The 14,716-nt window shown below is 65.7% G+C and carries 12 protein-coding genes; 6 read left to right on the forward strand and 6 right to left on the reverse strand.

Annotation, left to right across the window (positions count from 1 at the left end; translation table 11 throughout):
• Positions 1-29 precede the first annotated feature (29 nt).
• Positions 30-1,181 carry an aromatic metabolism transcription factor LigR gene (locus B9A23_RS08455; protein ID WP_084278440.1) on the reverse strand — a complete coding sequence of 384 codons (1,152 nt, stop codon included), beginning with the start codon at positions 1,179-1,181 and terminating at the stop codon, positions 30-32.
• 106 nt (positions 1,182-1,287) lie between these two features.
• Between B9A23_RS08455 and ligK the strand changes: the two genes are divergently transcribed.
• The 3 genes from ligK to B9A23_RS08470 are packed head-to-tail and all read left to right on the forward strand — an operon-like array spanning position 1,288 to position 3,912.
• Positions 1,288-1,962, forward strand: coding sequence for a 4-carboxy-4-hydroxy-2-oxoadipate aldolase/oxaloacetate decarboxylase (gene ligK / locus B9A23_RS08460; RefSeq protein ID WP_039336089.1), 675 nt, complete (start codon positions 1,288-1,290; stop codon positions 1,960-1,962).
• Entirely contained in the window at positions 1,955-3,025 is a 1,071-nt protein-coding gene (locus tag B9A23_RS08465) for a 4-oxalomesaconate tautomerase (RefSeq protein ID WP_084278441.1), read from the forward strand. The genes ligK and B9A23_RS08465 overlap by 8 nt, the downstream gene beginning before the upstream one ends.
• Positions 3,022-3,912, forward strand: a complete 891-nt coding sequence (locus B9A23_RS08470; RefSeq protein WP_084278442.1) for an amidohydrolase family protein — start codon at positions 3,022-3,024, stop codon at positions 3,910-3,912. Before B9A23_RS08465 ends, B9A23_RS08470 begins: the two co-directional genes overlap by 4 nt.
• Here B9A23_RS08470 and B9A23_RS08475 read toward each other — a convergent pair.
• Complete coding sequence (locus B9A23_RS08475) at positions 3,909-4,493, reverse strand: alpha-ketoglutarate-dependent dioxygenase AlkB (RefSeq protein ID WP_254895051.1); 585 nt, start codon at positions 4,491-4,493, stop codon at positions 3,909-3,911. The two genes, B9A23_RS08470 and B9A23_RS08475, sit on opposite strands and share 4 nt — an antisense overlap.
• Positions 4,494-4,502: 9 nt before the next feature.
• On the opposite strand from B9A23_RS08475, the gene B9A23_RS08480 reads away from it, so the two are divergent.
• From B9A23_RS08480 to B9A23_RS08490, 3 genes are all read left to right on the forward strand, one after another.
• Complete coding sequence (locus B9A23_RS08480; protein ID WP_084278701.1) at positions 4,503-4,919, forward strand: secondary thiamine-phosphate synthase enzyme YjbQ; 417 nt, start codon at positions 4,503-4,505, stop codon at positions 4,917-4,919.
• Between the two features lie 194 nt (positions 4,920-5,113).
• Positions 5,114-7,018: a methyl-accepting chemotaxis protein gene (locus tag B9A23_RS08485; protein WP_084278443.1), complete on the forward strand. Its 1,905-nt coding sequence runs from the start codon at positions 5,114-5,116 to the stop codon at positions 7,016-7,018.
• Between the two features lie 65 nt (positions 7,019-7,083).
• Positions 7,084-7,428 (forward strand): energy transducer TonB, encoded by a 345-nt coding sequence (locus B9A23_RS08490; RefSeq protein WP_084278703.1) that lies wholly within the window; start codon positions 7,084-7,086, stop codon positions 7,426-7,428.
• Between the two features lie 136 nt (positions 7,429-7,564).
• On the opposite strand, the gene B9A23_RS08495 is transcribed toward B9A23_RS08490, so the two are convergent.
• The 4 genes from B9A23_RS08495 to B9A23_RS08510 form a co-directional block, all read right to left on the reverse strand.
• The gene (locus tag B9A23_RS08495; RefSeq protein WP_084278444.1) at positions 7,565-8,833 is read right to left on the reverse strand and encodes a Xaa-Pro dipeptidase; all 1,269 of its coding nucleotides are present in this window, start codon (positions 8,831-8,833) and stop codon (positions 7,565-7,567) included.
• 81 nt (positions 8,834-8,914) lie between these two features.
• Positions 8,915-9,607: a DUF1349 domain-containing protein gene (locus B9A23_RS08500; protein WP_084278445.1), complete on the reverse strand. Its 693-nt coding sequence runs from the start codon at positions 9,605-9,607 to the stop codon at positions 8,915-8,917.
• A 663-nt stretch (positions 9,608-10,270) separates the two neighbouring features.
• Positions 10,271-12,850: an ATP-dependent chaperone ClpB gene (gene clpB / locus B9A23_RS08505; RefSeq protein ID WP_084278446.1), complete on the reverse strand. Its 2,580-nt coding sequence runs from the start codon at positions 12,848-12,850 to the stop codon at positions 10,271-10,273.
• Between the two features lie 151 nt (positions 12,851-13,001).
• The gene (locus tag B9A23_RS08510) at positions 13,002-14,621 is read right to left on the reverse strand and encodes a M28 family metallopeptidase (protein ID WP_084278447.1); all 1,620 of its coding nucleotides are present in this window, start codon (positions 14,619-14,621) and stop codon (positions 13,002-13,004) included.
• Between the last annotated feature and the right edge of the window lie 95 nt (positions 14,622-14,716).

The following is a 14,716-nucleotide window of genomic DNA, read 5'->3' on the forward strand; positions in this document are numbered from 1 at the left end:
CAAATGCAAACATCGCCACGGGTATAAGTTTATGCAAAGCCTTCAGCAGCAACTGCGCGCAGCAGTGCCACGAACGCGGCCTGCGGAGCGGTCGGCCGCCAGCCCTCGCGCGTGGTGATGCCGATTGTCCGCGTCACCGGCACCGGCGGCGGCAGCGTGGCCAGGACGCCTGCGTCGAGTTCCACAGCCAGTTGCGCAGGGGAAAGCAGTGTCAGCGCGTCAGACCCCAGCAGCAATTGCCGCACCGTCAGCACCGATCCGCACTCGATCCCCACGCGCGGCGGCTCGGCCCCGGCCGCGCGCATCATGCCCTCCCAGTAATGGCGCAAGGGCGTGTCGCTGGCGGGCAGGATCCACGGGAAAGCCGCCAACGCCGCCCCGTCGACAGCGCCTGCCAGCAAGGGATGGCCGCTGCGCATGACCAGTGCGGGGCGATCCTCGAACACCGCCTCCTGCGAAAGATCGTCCAATGACGCCGCATCGCGCAGCGCACCGAGCATGAAATCCACTTCGCCATCGCGCAACGGCCCGGAAAGCTCGGCATGGCTCCCTTCGACCACCGCGACGTCGACCCCCGGATGCGCACCGGCAAAGCGCAGAATCGTCTCGGGCAACCAGCGCGCCCGGCTCAGCGGCATCGCGCCGACGACCACGCGCCCCGCCGCCTTGCCCTGCCACGCCCCCACCTCGGCAAGGCCAGATCGCAGTTCCGCCATGGCGAGGCCAAACCCGCGCGCGCGCCGCTCTCCGGCAGGCGTGAGCATGACCGAACGCCCGCGCCGGTCCACCAGCCGCTGCCCCAAAGCCACCGAAAGGTCCGCCACCGCCCGGTGCAACGACGCAGACGAAAGCCCCGTCGCCTCCGCCGCCACCGCATAGGACCCGGCCCGCGCCAATGCCAGAAACGCCCGCAACTGCGTACCCGTCACGCGCGGGGAGCCGACGTGCGCAATCGCCGCCTCGGCGCGCGGCGCCAGCAGCAACGCCGGTTCCGTCGGCGTCATCCCCGCAGGCCCCCGCTCGAACAGCGCGCAGCCGATGTCCGCCTCCAGCCGCGCGATCGCCTGCGTCAGCGCGGGCTGGGTCAGATTCACCGCCCGCGCCGCCCGCGTCACGCTGCCGTGGCGCACCGTGGCAGCAAATGCCGCGATGTGACGGACATTGATCGCATTGAGTTGCATGGGGCTTCGCTTAGCATTTCCTTATAGGCAGTGCCAAACATTGCATTGGTGGCCCGCGCCCCGCAGTCGCATGGAACCGGCGCATAGTTTTCATGGGAGCCTCAACATGTCGGGCATCGTCGTCCAGAACATCGAACGTGCCGATCCAGCCGTGATCGACGGTCTTGCCGCCTGCGGCGTCGCCACCGTCCACGAAGCGCAGGGGCGCACCGGCCTGCTCGCGTCCTACATGCGGCCGATCTATCGCGGCGCGCGCATCGCCGGCAGCGCCGTGACAATCAGCGCGCCTCCGGGCGACAACTGGATGGTCCATGTCGCCATCGAACAGCTTCAGGCCGGAGACATCCTCCTGCTCGCTCCCACATCCCCATGCGAAGACGGCTACTTCGGCGATCTCCTCGCCACCAGCGCGCAGGCGCGCGGCTGCCGTGGTCTCGTGATCGACGCCGGCGTGCGCGATGTGCGTGACCTGACGGAAATGAACTTCCCCGTCTGGTCCAAGGCGATCTACGCGCAGGGCACGGTCAAGAACACGCTCGGCAGCGTCAACGTGCCGGTCGTCTGCGCCAATGCGCTGGTCAATCCGGGCGACGTGATCGTGGCCGACGATGATGGTGTCTGCGTCGTTCCGCGCGAAAAGGCCGCTGAGGTCCTCAAGGCCGCGCAGGCCCGCGAAGCCAACGAGGGCGAAAAGCGCGAGAAGCTCGCTGCCGGCGTCCTCGGCCTCGACATGTACAAGATGCGCGAACGCCTCGAGAAGGAAGGCCTCAAGTATGTCTGAGGCGGGCATGCCCCAGGGCATTCGCTGCATGTGGATGCGCGGCGGCACGTCCAAGGGTGGCTACTTCCTCAAGGACGATCTGCCCGCCAATACCGCGCAGCGCGATGCCTTCCTGCTGGCCATGATGGGCAGCCCCGATCCCGTCCAGATCGACGGCATGGGCGGCGCCGATCCCCTGACCAGCAAGGTCGCAGTCGTCTCGAAGTCCAGCCGCGAAGGGATCGACGTCGATTACCTGTTCCTGCAGGTCTTCGTCGATCAGGCCATCGTCACCGATGCGCAGAACTGCGGCAACATCTTGGCCGGCGTTGGCCCCTTCGCCATCGAGCGGGGCCTCGTTGCCGCAACCGGTGATGAAACCCGCGTTGCCATCTTCATGGAGAATACGGGCCAGGTCGCCGTCGCCACGGTCAGCACCCCGAGCGGTCAGGTCACCTACAAGGGCGACGCGAAGATCGACGGCGTCCCCGGCAGCCACGCCCCGGTTCCGCTCGAATTCCGCGATACCGCCGGATCGTCGTGCGGCGCGCTCCTGCCCACCGGTAATGCGGTCGACGTCGTGAACGGCGTCGCCGTCACCCTGATCGACAACGGCATGCCCTGCGTGGTCATGAAGGCCGAAGACCTCGGCATCACCGGCTACGAGGACCGCGACTGGCTGGACAACGCCACCGATCTCAAGGCGAAGATCGAAGCCATCCGCCTTGCCGTCGGCGAACGCATGAACCTGGGCGACGTCAAGGAAAAGTCCGTGCCGAAGATGATGCTCGTTGCCCCGCCCAAGAACGGCGGCGCGGTGACGGTGCGCAGCTTCATTCCGCATCGCGCCCACGCCACCATCGGCGTGCTCGGCGCGGTCAGCGTCGCCACCGCCTGCCTCATTCCCGGCTCGCCCGCTGCCGAAGTGGCAGACATTCCCGAAGGGAGCCGCAAGCTGCTCTCGGTCGAGCATCCCACCGGCGAAATGAGCTGCGTTCTGGAAGTCGACGATAGCGGCGAAGTCCGCACCGCCGCCCTGCTGCGCACGGCGCGCAAGCTGATGGATGGAGTAGTATTCGCATGACCGACCAGAACCGCATCGTCAGCTGGCACGCCAATCCCTCGAAGCCGCGCTACACCCCGCCAGCAGGCGCGGTGGATGCGCACTGCCACGTCTTCGGCCCGATGGCCCAGTTCCCGTTCTCGGCAAAGGCGAAGTACTTGCCGCAGGATGCCGGACCGGACATGCTTTTCGCCCTGCGCGACCACCTCGGCTTTGAACGCAACGTCATCGTTCAGGCCAGCTGTCATGGTACCGACAACGCCGCAACGCTCGATGCCATCGCCAAGAGCAATGGCAAGTCGCGCGGCGTCGCCGTGGTCGATCCGGCGATCTCCGAGGCCGATCTCAACGCCCTGCACGAAGGGGGCATTCGCGGCATCCGCTTCAATTTCCTCAAGCGCCTTGTCGACGATGCGCCCAAGGACAAGTTCCTCGAAGTCGCCCAGCGCCTGCCCAAGGGCTGGCACGTGGTGATCTATTTCGAGGCCGACATCCTTGAGGAACTGCGCCCGTTCATGGACGCGATTCCCGTGCCCCTCGTGATCGACCACATGGGCCGTCCCGATGTGCGCCAGGGACCTGACGGTGCCGACCTGAAGGCCTTCCGCAATTTCCTGAACAGCCGCGAGGACATTTGGTTCAAGGCCACCTGCCCCGACCGGCTCGATGCGATCAAGGAAGGCGGTGCGGGCGATCCCTGGAACGCCTTTGCCGATGCCGTCGCGCCGCTGGTCGCCGATTACCAGGACCGCGTCCTGTGGGGTACCGACTGGCCGCACCCCAACATGGACACCGAAATCCCCGACGACGGTCACCTCGTCGACATGATCCCGCGCATCGCGCCTACCGAGGCGTTGCAGCGCAAGATGCTGATCGACAACCCGATGAAGCTCTACTGGGCAGACTAGGGCCGCAGCGTCCGGAACGTCACCGACCAGCGCTTGCTCTCGACCGGCGCGATGGAATGCTCCCATTCCCATCGCGCCGGGCCGTCAAGCCGATAGGCCTCACGCGGCAACAGCGGCAGGGAAAGACGCTCGAACCCGCCATCGCCGCGCCGCCGCCGCAATCGCATCGTGTCCGCAGCGCCGAGAGACAGCCCCAGGACCGTGCCATATTGCGACCGGTCGCGGTGCCAGCCGATCCCGGCACCGGGGTCGTAGCGGATCACCAGCGCCTGTACCAAGGCCTCGGGCGCCAGCCCCGCCCATTGCGCCATCCTTGCCCGCAGCGGCAGCAGCCACTCCGGAACCGGTGGCGCAGGCAGGACCGCGCCGCGGGTGTAGTCATAGGCGCTGCCGAACGATGCCGTCCTGCGCTTGCCCAGCCAGCCCTGGAACTTGAACGGCTCCAGCCCCGCCGCGTCGATATGGCTACACAGCGCGGCTTCTTCCTGGGCCGAAACCATCCCTTGCGCCACGGCCAGTCCCTCTGGCAATTGCGGCACATTGCCGAACAGGTCTGGCTCGAACAGGGTCATCCCTGCCATATGGGCATCATGCGCCAATCCGCCACCGAACTCGTCATCGCTACGCAGGGTCAGGGCCTTCTGGAGATCACCCGCGACATCAGCCGCTGGGCGACGGAGCAGGGCATGGTCACCGGCCTGCTTACCGTGTTCTGCCGCCACACCTCGGCTTCGCTGACCATTCAGGAGAATGCCGCCCCTGAGGTCCGCGGCGACATCACCCGCTGGCTCGCCCGCATCGCCCCTGAAAATGCCAGCTATGCCCATGACGACGAAGGCCCCGACGATATGCCGGCGCATCTCAAGTCGATCCTGACCGGCGTATCGCTGTCGATTCCGCTGATCGACGGACACCTCGCCCTTGGCACCTGGCAGGGCATCTATCTTTGCGAACATCGCCGGGCGCCGCATCGCCGGCGCCTTGCCCTGCACCTCATCGGCGATTGAGCCACCGCACAGATTAACCATGCTCCCCCGCGTCCGAGCCTTGGCGCGCGAGGGAGAAGGCCAAAGTCCATAAAGGTCCATGCACCAAACCCTTACCGCGCGTCTGCGCAGCACTACGCGTGTGGCCCCTTACCGAAAGTTCCCCTTCGCCCCCTTATCCCTGAGAGCCTGTCGCTAGGCGCCCGGGATATGAGATGCTGAAATTCAACATAACTTCGAAATTTGTCGTCGCCTTCGCCCTGCTGCTTGCCGCGATGGCCGCAATGGGCCTTTTTGCCAGCGCCAAGATCGGCGAAGTAAACGCGATCACCGCCGAACAGCGCGATGTCTGGCTGCCGGGTGCAGAAACGCTTGGCGATATTCACGCCTTCACCTCGCAATACCGGCTGAAACAGGATGAAATGTTCAGCGCCGCTACTCCCGCGGCGCGCGAACGCGGGCAGAAGCTTCTGCGCAATGCCCGCAACGCGATCGATGCCGAACTGGCCGATGCCGAAAAGATCGCGATCACGCCCGAGCAGAAGGCCAGTCTCGCGACGGTCAAGGAGACATGGTCGACCTTCCTGCAGCAGGACGAGACGATGCAACGCCTCGCGCTCGCCGGCGACGGCGCCGGCGCGCAGGCAATCCACGACAGCGAGGGCCTCGACACCTTCTACGCGCTGGAAGATGCGGTGCTTGCCGCCATCGATGCCAACAAGAAGGCCAGCGCCGCCGTCGCAGCCAATGCCGAAACCATCTATAATGCGGCGCGGAAGTTCACTTATGCCGCCATGGGCGCTGCGGCCCTCGCAGCCATACTGCTGCTTGCCTGGCTGATGCAGAGCATCGCCAAGCCGGTGGTGCGCATGTCCGAGGCCGTCACCCGCCTGATCGAAGGCGACCACGCCATCCGTGTTCCCGGCCTTGCCCGCACCGACGAGATCGGGGCGCTCGCCCGCGCACTCGACACCTTCCGCGATGTCGTCGCCTCCGACCAGGCCCGCGCCGAGGCCGAACATGCCCAGGCCCGCGAAACGCAGGTCACCATTGATGCGATCGGCAACGGCCTGACCGCGCTCGCCGAAGGCAATCTTACCTTCCGTGTCGCGGAAAACGGCTCTGGCGCGCTGGCCAAGCTGCACAGCGATTACAATGCCGCCGTCGCCTCGCTCGAGCGCGTGCTCGCCAAGATCGTCGACGGTTGCCACACCATCAGGCTTGGCACTGACGAGATCGCCAGCGCCTCGGACGATCTGGCCAAGCGCACCGAACAGCAGGCAACCTCGCTTGCGGAAACCTCGCGCACCCTGGGCGAATTCAGCAACTCTGTCCGCTCGACCGCAGAAAACGTGCGCCAGACAAGCGCCCGCCTCTCTGTCGCGCGCACCACGGCGGACAATGTCGGCGATACCGCCAACCGCGCAATCGCCGCCATGCGCAGCATCGAGACGAGCTCGCGCGAGATGGCCGAGATCGTCGGCGTGATCGATGGCATCGCCTTCCAGACCAATCTTCTCGCACTCAACGCCGGGGTGGAAGCCGCCCGCGCGGGGGATGCCGGCAAGGGTTTCGCGGTCGTTGCAACCGAGGTCCGTGCGCTCGCCCAACGCTCGGCCGAGGCCGCCAAGTCGATCCGCGATCTCATCTCCAAGAGCACCGAGGAAGTCAGTGGCGGCGTGGCCCTCGTTGAATCCAGCGGCGAAGCCTTGCGCCAGATCGTGAACGAAGTGAGCGCGGTCTCGCAGCTGGTCGACGCCATTGCCGATGCGGCGAGCCAGCAGGCCGGCGGCATCGCCGAAATCTCGGGCATGGTCGGCTCGATGGACAGCTTCACCCAGAAGAACGCCGCGATGGTCGAGGAGAGCTCGGCCGGAACGCGCAATCTTGCCGCCGAAACCGTCTCGCTCGTCACCCAGTTGGGCCGGTTCCAGATCGGGCAGGCAAGCCCCGGTCGGGCCGGCGTCGAGCACGGCGGCACGGCTGCCGCCGCGGTGCGCCGCGCGAATGTCGAGCCTGCGCCGGTCGCTGCAGTCCGTCCCGGGCCAAGGAGCACCCCCGCGACCATCGTCGGCAACACCGCACTCAAGCCGGCAGAGGATGACTGGTCCGAATTCTGATCCCTCGCCGCAAGCAAGTCCCTCTCCAAGCCAAGCCCTTCATCAACCCAGCAAGGATGAACTTCATGAAACTTTTTGCGAATATCGGCCTCGGCCTCGCCGCCCTGGCACTCTCGGTTGCTCCTGCAATCGCCCAGTCGGCCGACTGGCAGAAGCAGGTCTCGCGCATCATCGCCTCGAAGCAGACCTACCCCCGCACCGCCCAGATGCGGGGCGAGGAAGGCACTGCGCGCGTGAAGGTCTATGTTGGCGCCGGCGGAAACATCGAACGCACCGAACTCGTCGCTCCGTCGGGCTCGGCCACGCTCGACAAGGAAGCGCTGGCCATGCCCACCCGTGCCGGTTCGGTCCCGCCCCCGCCGGGCGGCGCCACGTCGATCGTGGTTCCGGTAACCTGGAAGCTGCTCTGAGCCAACCTCAAGGCAATCCCTGACGCCGCCACCCCCTCGCCGCGTCAGGCCCGCTGTCGGCCATCTCCCTGCCGACGCACGATGGGGCGGCCTCACCCCGAGGCCGCCCCCTTTTTCGTGTCGCGATCAGGTCGGCCTATTTCACCACTTCGCCGCCCTTCATCACGTGCGCAACGTTCTCCAGAATGCTCACATCGGCCAAAGGGTCGCCTGCCACCGCGATCATGTCGGCCCAGTGCCCCGGCGATAGTGCGCCGACGTCCTTGCTCCAGCCCAGCAGGTCCGCAGCCACCGTCGTGGCCGACTGGATCGCCTGCATCGGCGTCATGCCATGGCGCACCATGTAGCGGAATTGCCGCGCGTTCAGCCCGTGCGGATAGACCCCGGCATCGGTCCCGTAGCTCAGCTTGACCCCCGCCTTCACCGCCTTGCGAAAGCCGGCGCGCTGCGCCTCGGTGGTCTCGTCGTTCTTGCGCAGCATCTCGGCAGGCCAGCCGTCGCGCTTGCCCACTTCGGCGATGAAATCCCCGTTATAGATATCCATGTCGAGCCAGACTCCTCTGGCCTTCGCCATGGCGATACCCTCGTCGTCGATCAGGCTGGCATGCTCGATCGCCTTGACGCCCGACTGGATGGCCAGCCTGATGCCCGCCGCGCCGTGCGCATGGGCGGTCACCCACGATCCGCGCTGGCGGGCCACATCTACCGCCGCCTTCATCATTTCGCCCGAAAGCTCGATCTGCCCCGGCTCGGTCCCTTGCGCCAGCACCGCCCCGGTCGCGATCAGCTTGATCGAATCCGCGCCGTTCTGGAACAATGCGTTGACCTTGCGCGTGGTGTCCGCCGCATCGGCAACCACGCCCGCGCGCATGTCCGCCGGCACGGTCACATCGGGCGAGAACCCGGTCACCTCGCCCCCGCCGCCGGGGATCGTCACATAGGCTCCCACCGCACTGATCCGCGGCCCCGGCACATCGCCACGGTTGATGGCGTTGCGCAGTTCCACGTCGGCATAGGCGCGAAAGCTCCCGACATCATGGACCGAGGTGAACCCTGCCAGCAGCGTCTTCCTGGCATTGCGTGCACCGATGAAGCCGATCTCCATAGCCGAATGCAGCAGCGGCTCGGCCACGTTGTTCGATTGCTCGACGTCGGCAAGATGCACATGACAGTCGATCAGGCCGGGAAGCACCGTGAACCCGGACCAGTCCATCACCTTTGCGCCAGCGGGCAAGGGCCCCTCGGCCTGCACCGCAACCACCCGGCCATCCTCGACCTTGAGAACCTGGGCGGTCAACACCCTGCCCGCCTCGGGATCGACCAGTCGCCCTGCGCGAACGTAAATCGTCTCGGCATGGGCGGCGGCAGGAACAAGGGCGAGCAGGGGCAGGATATGGCGCAGCATGGCCGGGAGACTACCCTTCCCGGCCGCCAGCGCAATCACTCGCCGTGACATTGCCCCCCGCCTGCGCCAGCGCACACGCCATCATTCGCCCTTGCGGAAATCCTTCACGCTCGCATCGGTCAGCCGCAGCAAGGAAAACTCGGCCCGATTGCCGGCTCCCAATGGCGATTGCGCACTGAGGCCGAGCCACACACGTGCAGGATAATCGTTGCGGAACACGCGGACGAGTTGCCAGGAAAGGCCGTCGACCGAATAGTAGAAGGCTAGCGATGTGGTGTCGGACGATACCTTGAGGAAGACGGATTCGCTGGCCACGGCATCGTGGTTGTTGTCGTCCGATGTCCCATGGGTCCGCACGGTAACGATGCGGGAGCGGCCGTTTTCGTCCCGCTCGAAGGCGAACTTCAGCCAGTTTTCTCCGTCCACCCACAGATACAGCGCGCCGGCATCGTAGGTCTCGATCAGGCTTGGGGTCACGCGCACGGAAAAGCTGAACGGACGTGAATTGTCGATTGCGGTAAGCAGGACCGGTGCGTTGCCGTAGCTCGTCTTGCCATCGGTTTCGCGGAAGAAGTCGGTCTTGGGACCGCTTTCGATCACCAGACCGCCGGACTTGCCTCCCGCAGCCGCTTTCGCGCCGTTCAGCGCCCGGTCGAACACGATGCCCGAAGCCTCGACCTTCGCAACCGCTTCCACCGTTTCCTCCTTTGCACGGGCAGGCCCGGCTGTGGCCAGCATCGCAAGACCAACAAGAAGCCCACTGAACCTGCGCATCCAGATCTCCCCAAATCGTGCGGTGAAGGTGTTGCAGTATCTCAAAAGGATCAATGGCCATTTTTTAACCTCGACGACGAGACACTCGAGGCATCAGCCTATTGACAAAAATAACCATATAGGTTATTCGCGCCGATTGCAGGTCAGTAGAGGGCAATAGGCCAACCCGCTCCTCCCCTTCGGAGCCCGACGCATTGCGAAAGGCTTCGGCGCGATCGGTGCGGCAGGTACGCGGCGGGTTGAACGAGGGGCGTTAAGCCCATGACCCGCCGGGCAAGACTGCCGTGCCCCAAGGACAGGAAGGACACCCAAGGGATCAGTCCCTTAAGCGACGCTGCGGATGCGGAACCGCCATGATCGAGCGACGCATGCAAGGTCAGCACGAACGACGCGTTCTTTTTCGCAGCCGGCTTCCACGGCAAAGGGCGGCAAGCGAGCCGCCGCCCGCGCCGTCCTCCCTTCCCCCCAAGGCTGAGCCGATCCGGGTCCGAGACCGCCCCCGGCCACTCGCAAACGGTCCCGCGCCCTTCCCGCCGCGTGCCAAACGGCACCCGCACCGGTCGCGCGATCTGTCTTGTCCCCCGGCGTTACCGTCCGCATTCGCCAGCGGATGAACCTCCGTTCGCTCCGAAAAGAAAGGGCCGCCGAAGCAGCCCCTCTCCCTCAATCCACGATGAACGTCAGGGCGCCGTCGCCCTCGTCGATCCGCACGGTCGAACCGTCCGGCACCTCGCCGCCCAGGAGCTTCTCGGCCAGCGGGTCCTGCAGATACCTCTGCACCGCCCGCTTCAATGGCCGCGCGCCATAGACCGGGTCGTAACCCACCCGTCCAAGCCACCGCTTGGCGGCGTCGGTCAGGTCGAGCACGATCTTGCGATCCTTGAGCAGCCTGGCCACCCGCGCCACCTGGATCTCGACGATCGGCGCCATGTGTTCTTGGCCCAGCCGGTGGAACAGGATGATCTCGTCCAGACGGTTGAGGAACTCGGGTCGGAAGTGCCCGCGCACCACGTCCATGACCTGCGGCTCGACCGTCTGAACGTCCTGCCCTTCTTCCAGATTGGCGAGGTATTGGCTGCCCAGGTTGCTGGTCAGGATGATCAGCGTGTTGGTGAAGTCCACCACGCGGCCCTGACCATCGGTCAGGCGCCCATCGTCGAGGACCTGCAGCAGCACGTTGAACACGTCCGAGTGCGCCTTCTCGACCTCGTCGAACAGCACGACCTGATAGGGCCTGCGCCGCACCGCCTCGGTCAGAACGCCGCCCTCGTCATAGCCGACATAGCCCGGAGGCGCGCCGATCAGGCGGCTGACCGAATGCTTCTCCATGAACTCCGACATGTCGATGCGGACCATCGCGTTGTCGTCGTCGAACAGGAAGCCGGCCAGTGCCTTGGTCAGCTCGGTCTTGCCCACGCCCGTGGGGCCAAGGAACAGGAAGCTGCCCAGCGGACGGTTCGGATCCTGCAAGCCGGCCCGCGCGCGGCGGACGGCCTTGGACACGGCGAGCACCGCGTCCTTCTGCCCGATCACCCGCTTGCCCAGCACCTCTTCCATCTTGAGCAGCTTCTCGCGCTCGCCTTCCATCATGCGGTCAACGGGCACGCCGGTCCACTTGCTGACAACAGCCGCGATGTCGTCGGCGGTCACTTCCTCGCGCAGCATCGCGTTCTGCGAAACGCCCTGCGCCTCGGCCAGTTGCTTCTCCAGCTCGGGGATGCGGCCATAGGCAAGCTCCCCGGCCTTCGCCAGGTCGCCGTTGCGTTGGGCCACATCCAGCTCGCTGCGCGCGGCGTCCAATGCTTCCTTGACCTTGCCCTCAGCGGCGATCTTGTCGCGCTCGTTCTGCCAGCGCGTGGTCAGTTCGGCCGATTGCTGCTCGAGGTTCGCCAGCTCCTCGCGCAAGGTCGCCAGCCGGTCCTTCGACGCGGTGTCGGTTTCCTTGGCGAGCGCCATCTCCTCGATCTTCATCTGGATGATGCGGCGGTCGAGCTTCTCGATCTCCTCGGGCTTGCTTTCCACTTCCATGCGGATGCGGCTCGCTGCCTCGTCCATCAGGTCGATGGCCTTGTCGGGCAGGAAGCGGTCGGAGATGTAGCGGTTTGACAGGGTCGCCGCCGCGACGATCGCATTGTCGGCAATGCGCACGCCGTGGTGCAGTTCGTACTTGTCCTTGATGCCACGCAGGATCGAGATCGTGTCCTCGACCGTGGGTTCGCCCACGAACACCGGCTGGAACCGCCGCTGCAGCGCGGGGTCCTTCTCGACGTACTTCTGATATTCATCCAGCGTGGTCGCGCCGATGCAGTGCAGTTCGCCACGGGCCAGCGCGGGCTTCAGGAGGTTGCCGGCATCCATCGCGCCTTCGGATTTGCCCGCCCCGATCAGGGTGTGCATCTCGTCGATGAACAGGATGATCTGCCCTTCGGCGCCCTTGACCTCGTCAAGCACGGCCTTGAGGCGCTCCTCGAATTCGCCGCGATACTTCGCGCCCGCGATCAGGCTGCCCATGTCGAGCGCCATCAGCGTGCGGTCGCGAAGCGAATCCGGCACATCGCCATTGGCGATGCGCAGCGCGAGGCCTTCGGCAATCGCGGTCTTGCCCACGCCCGGTTCGCCGATCAGCGCCGGGTTGTTCTTGGTGCGGCGGGCGAGGATCTGCACGGTGCGGCGGATTTCCTCGTCGCGGCCGATCACCGGATCGAGCTTGCCCTCGCGCGCAGCCTCGGTGAGGTCGCGGGCATACTTCTTCATTGCGTCATAGGCGTTTTCGGCGCTGGCGCTGTCCGCCGTGCGCCCGCCACGCAACTGCGTGATCGCCGCCTCGAGCGCCTGCGCGGTGACGTTGGCGGCCTTCAGTGCCTGCCCCGCCGAGGTCGTGCTGGCGAGCGTCAGTGCGACCAGCATGCGCTCGACGGTCACGAAGCTGTCGTTGGACTTGGCGGCAATCTGCTCGGCAGAATCGAGCACGCGCACGGCATCGTTGTCGAGCCCCGGCGTCTGTTGCGCGCCCGAGCCGGAGACGGCGGCGATCTTGGCCAGCGCCTTGTCGACTTCGGTCTGGGCAAGTGCGGCATTTCCGCCCGCGCGCTGGATCATCCCGCTGGCCATGCCCTCGCTGTCTTCAAGCAGGGCCTTCAGGATATGGTCCGGCGTGATCCGCTGGTGGTTCATGCGGATCGCAACGGTCTGCGCGGCTTGCAGGAAGCCCTTGGCGCGGTCAGTGAATTTCTCGAGGTTCATAAGGTCGAGTGTCCTCCTGTTGCGCAAGACATGGTGTGGCTTTTTCGCAACACAAGTGCTGCGCCGACGAAAAAGCTACACCGCTCGACGGGTGTGGTTCCTTGATCGAAGGCAATCCGCCGCGCCTCGAAGGAAGCGCGGCGATCTTGCGTCACTTCGCTGGATCAGCCGCCTTCGCAGCCTTTGGCGCGAACTCCTTGCCGAAGAAGCTGCCAGCATACCACTTTGGCCGCTCTGCCCCGTTCGCGAGGCCCATCACGGTGTAGTAGTTGACCTTGGCGAAGAGCGCGCCAGCGGCCCAATCGAACGGCAGCTTCAGGTCGTCGCTCGGCTGATGGTAGTGGTCCTTGAGGAAGCCGCGGAAGGCCTTTTCGCCCGGCCCTTCGAAGCCGGTCATCATGAACACCGCCGGCACGCCCTGCTGGACGAAGCGGTAGTGGTCCGAACGGGTGAACAGGCCTTCCTCCGGCATGGGATCGGGCGAAAGCTTGATTCCTGCCTTGGTGGCAGCCTCGGCCACGACCTTGCCCATGGTCGAGTTCTCGGCGCCGAAAGCAACGACGTCCGAGAACATGTAGGTCAGCACCGGCATGTCGAAGTTGACGAGGCCCACGACCTCACCCTTCACCACCGGATTGCGCGCGAGATAGTCCGAACCGATCAGCCCGCCTTCCTCGCCAGTCAGCGCGGCGAACATCACCGAACGGCGCGGGCGTTCCTTCGCCACCGCCTTGGCCACTTCCAGCATCGTCGCCACGCCCGAAGCGTTGTCCATCGCGCCGTTGTGCAGCGTGTCGTCACCCTTCCCGTGCACGCCGATGTGATCGAGATGCGCAGTCATGCCGATGAATTCGCCTGCCACCGCAGGGTCGCTGCCGGGCAGCATTGCCACCACGTTCTCGCTGCGCACGTCCTTCCACATCTGCGCGTAGGACAGGCTCGCCTTGGCCTTCATCGCGAAGCCCTTGGGCTTGCCGCCGGTCTTGTTGGCTTCGGCAAGGATCTTGTCGAGCGGCTTGCCCGATGCGGCAAAAAGCGGCGCGGCGGCATCCGGGTTCAGCGTGGCCCCGCCCTTGATCCCCGGCGTGCGGGTAAAGGCATTGCCATCGGTGCCGACCCAGCCCTTGGCCGGACCGTCGGAGATCGCTACGCGCTTGTCCCATGGCCGCCGCGCGCTGTCCTCGGTGGTCGGCACGCTGATCACGCCGATCGCACCGCGCTTCATGGCCATCATCGCCTTGTCGGAATTGAGATGCGCGCCAAGCTCGCTCGGCGTGCCCTTGGGGAAACCGGTCAGGACGACGACGATCTTGCCCTTCACGTCGAGGCCCTTGTAGTCATTGAAGCCAAGGTCGGGACGGTCGAAGCCGAAGCCTGCGAACACCAGCGGCGCCTCGAAAGCCACCTTGGCATCGGTCAGGCTAGGCCGCACCAGCACTTGCGCGGTGTCGGACAGCACAGTTTCCTTGCCGCCATAGGTCAGCGCCAGCCGGGGCGCGCCATCCAGCCGGGCTTCGCGCACGGTCAGGCGCTGGAAGAACGAGCCATCCGCTGCGGCCGGTTTCAGCCCCATCGCGATGAATTGCGCGGCGACGTAGTTGGCGGCGATATCATAGCCGCGGCTGCCGGTATCGCGCCCTTCGAGCAGGTCATCGGCGAGGAACGTGACGTGCGCGCGAACCGCCTGCGGATCGAACACGAGATCCTCGGCAAGGGCCGGAGCGGCGGTCGAGGCGAGCAGTGCGGCAGTCAGGAACAGCTTGACGTTCATCGGTCTCTCTTTGTCGTTCGTCGAAAGGCATTGAGCGCGGCCTGCCCCTTCGGCACGCCCCACTTGCGCGCGCGAACATGGCCACTAGAAAGTTT

Source organism: Novosphingobium sp. B1, from assembly GCF_900176395.1.
GTDB lineage: Bacteria > Pseudomonadota > Alphaproteobacteria > Sphingomonadales > Sphingomonadaceae > Novosphingobium.

What these genes read in the sequence shown, in the direction of transcription:
- B9A23_RS08455 (WP_084278440.1), bottom strand. Translation starts at nt 1,181, where the DNA reads ATGCAACTCAATGCGATCAATGTCCGTCACATCGCGGCATTTGCTGCC.
- ligK (WP_039336089.1), top strand. Translation starts at nt 1,288, where the DNA reads ATGTCGGGCATCGTCGTCCAGAACATCGAACGTGCCGATCCAGCCGTG.
- B9A23_RS08465 (WP_084278441.1), top strand. Translation starts at nt 1,955, where the DNA reads ATGTCTGAGGCGGGCATGCCCCAGGGCATTCGCTGCATGTGGATGCGC.
- B9A23_RS08470 (WP_084278442.1), top strand. Translation starts at nt 3,022, where the DNA reads ATGACCGACCAGAACCGCATCGTCAGCTGGCACGCCAATCCCTCGAAG.
- B9A23_RS08475 (WP_254895051.1), bottom strand. Translation starts at nt 4,493, where the DNA reads ATGGCAGGGATGACCCTGTTCGAGCCAGACCTGTTCGGCAATGTGCCG.
- B9A23_RS08480 (WP_084278701.1), top strand. Translation starts at nt 4,503, where the DNA reads ATGCGCCAATCCGCCACCGAACTCGTCATCGCTACGCAGGGTCAGGGC.
- B9A23_RS08485 (WP_084278443.1), top strand. Translation starts at nt 5,114, where the DNA reads ATGCTGAAATTCAACATAACTTCGAAATTTGTCGTCGCCTTCGCCCTG.
- B9A23_RS08490 (WP_084278703.1), top strand. Translation starts at nt 7,084, where the DNA reads ATGAAACTTTTTGCGAATATCGGCCTCGGCCTCGCCGCCCTGGCACTC.
- B9A23_RS08495 (WP_084278444.1), bottom strand. Translation starts at nt 8,833, where the DNA reads ATGCTGCGCCATATCCTGCCCCTGCTCGCCCTTGTTCCTGCCGCCGCC.
- B9A23_RS08500 (WP_084278445.1), bottom strand. Translation starts at nt 9,607, where the DNA reads ATGCGCAGGTTCAGTGGGCTTCTTGTTGGTCTTGCGATGCTGGCCACA.
- clpB (WP_084278446.1), bottom strand. Translation starts at nt 12,850, where the DNA reads ATGAACCTCGAGAAATTCACTGACCGCGCCAAGGGCTTCCTGCAAGCC.
- B9A23_RS08510 (WP_084278447.1), bottom strand. Translation starts at nt 14,621, where the DNA reads ATGAACGTCAAGCTGTTCCTGACTGCCGCACTGCTCGCCTCGACCGCC.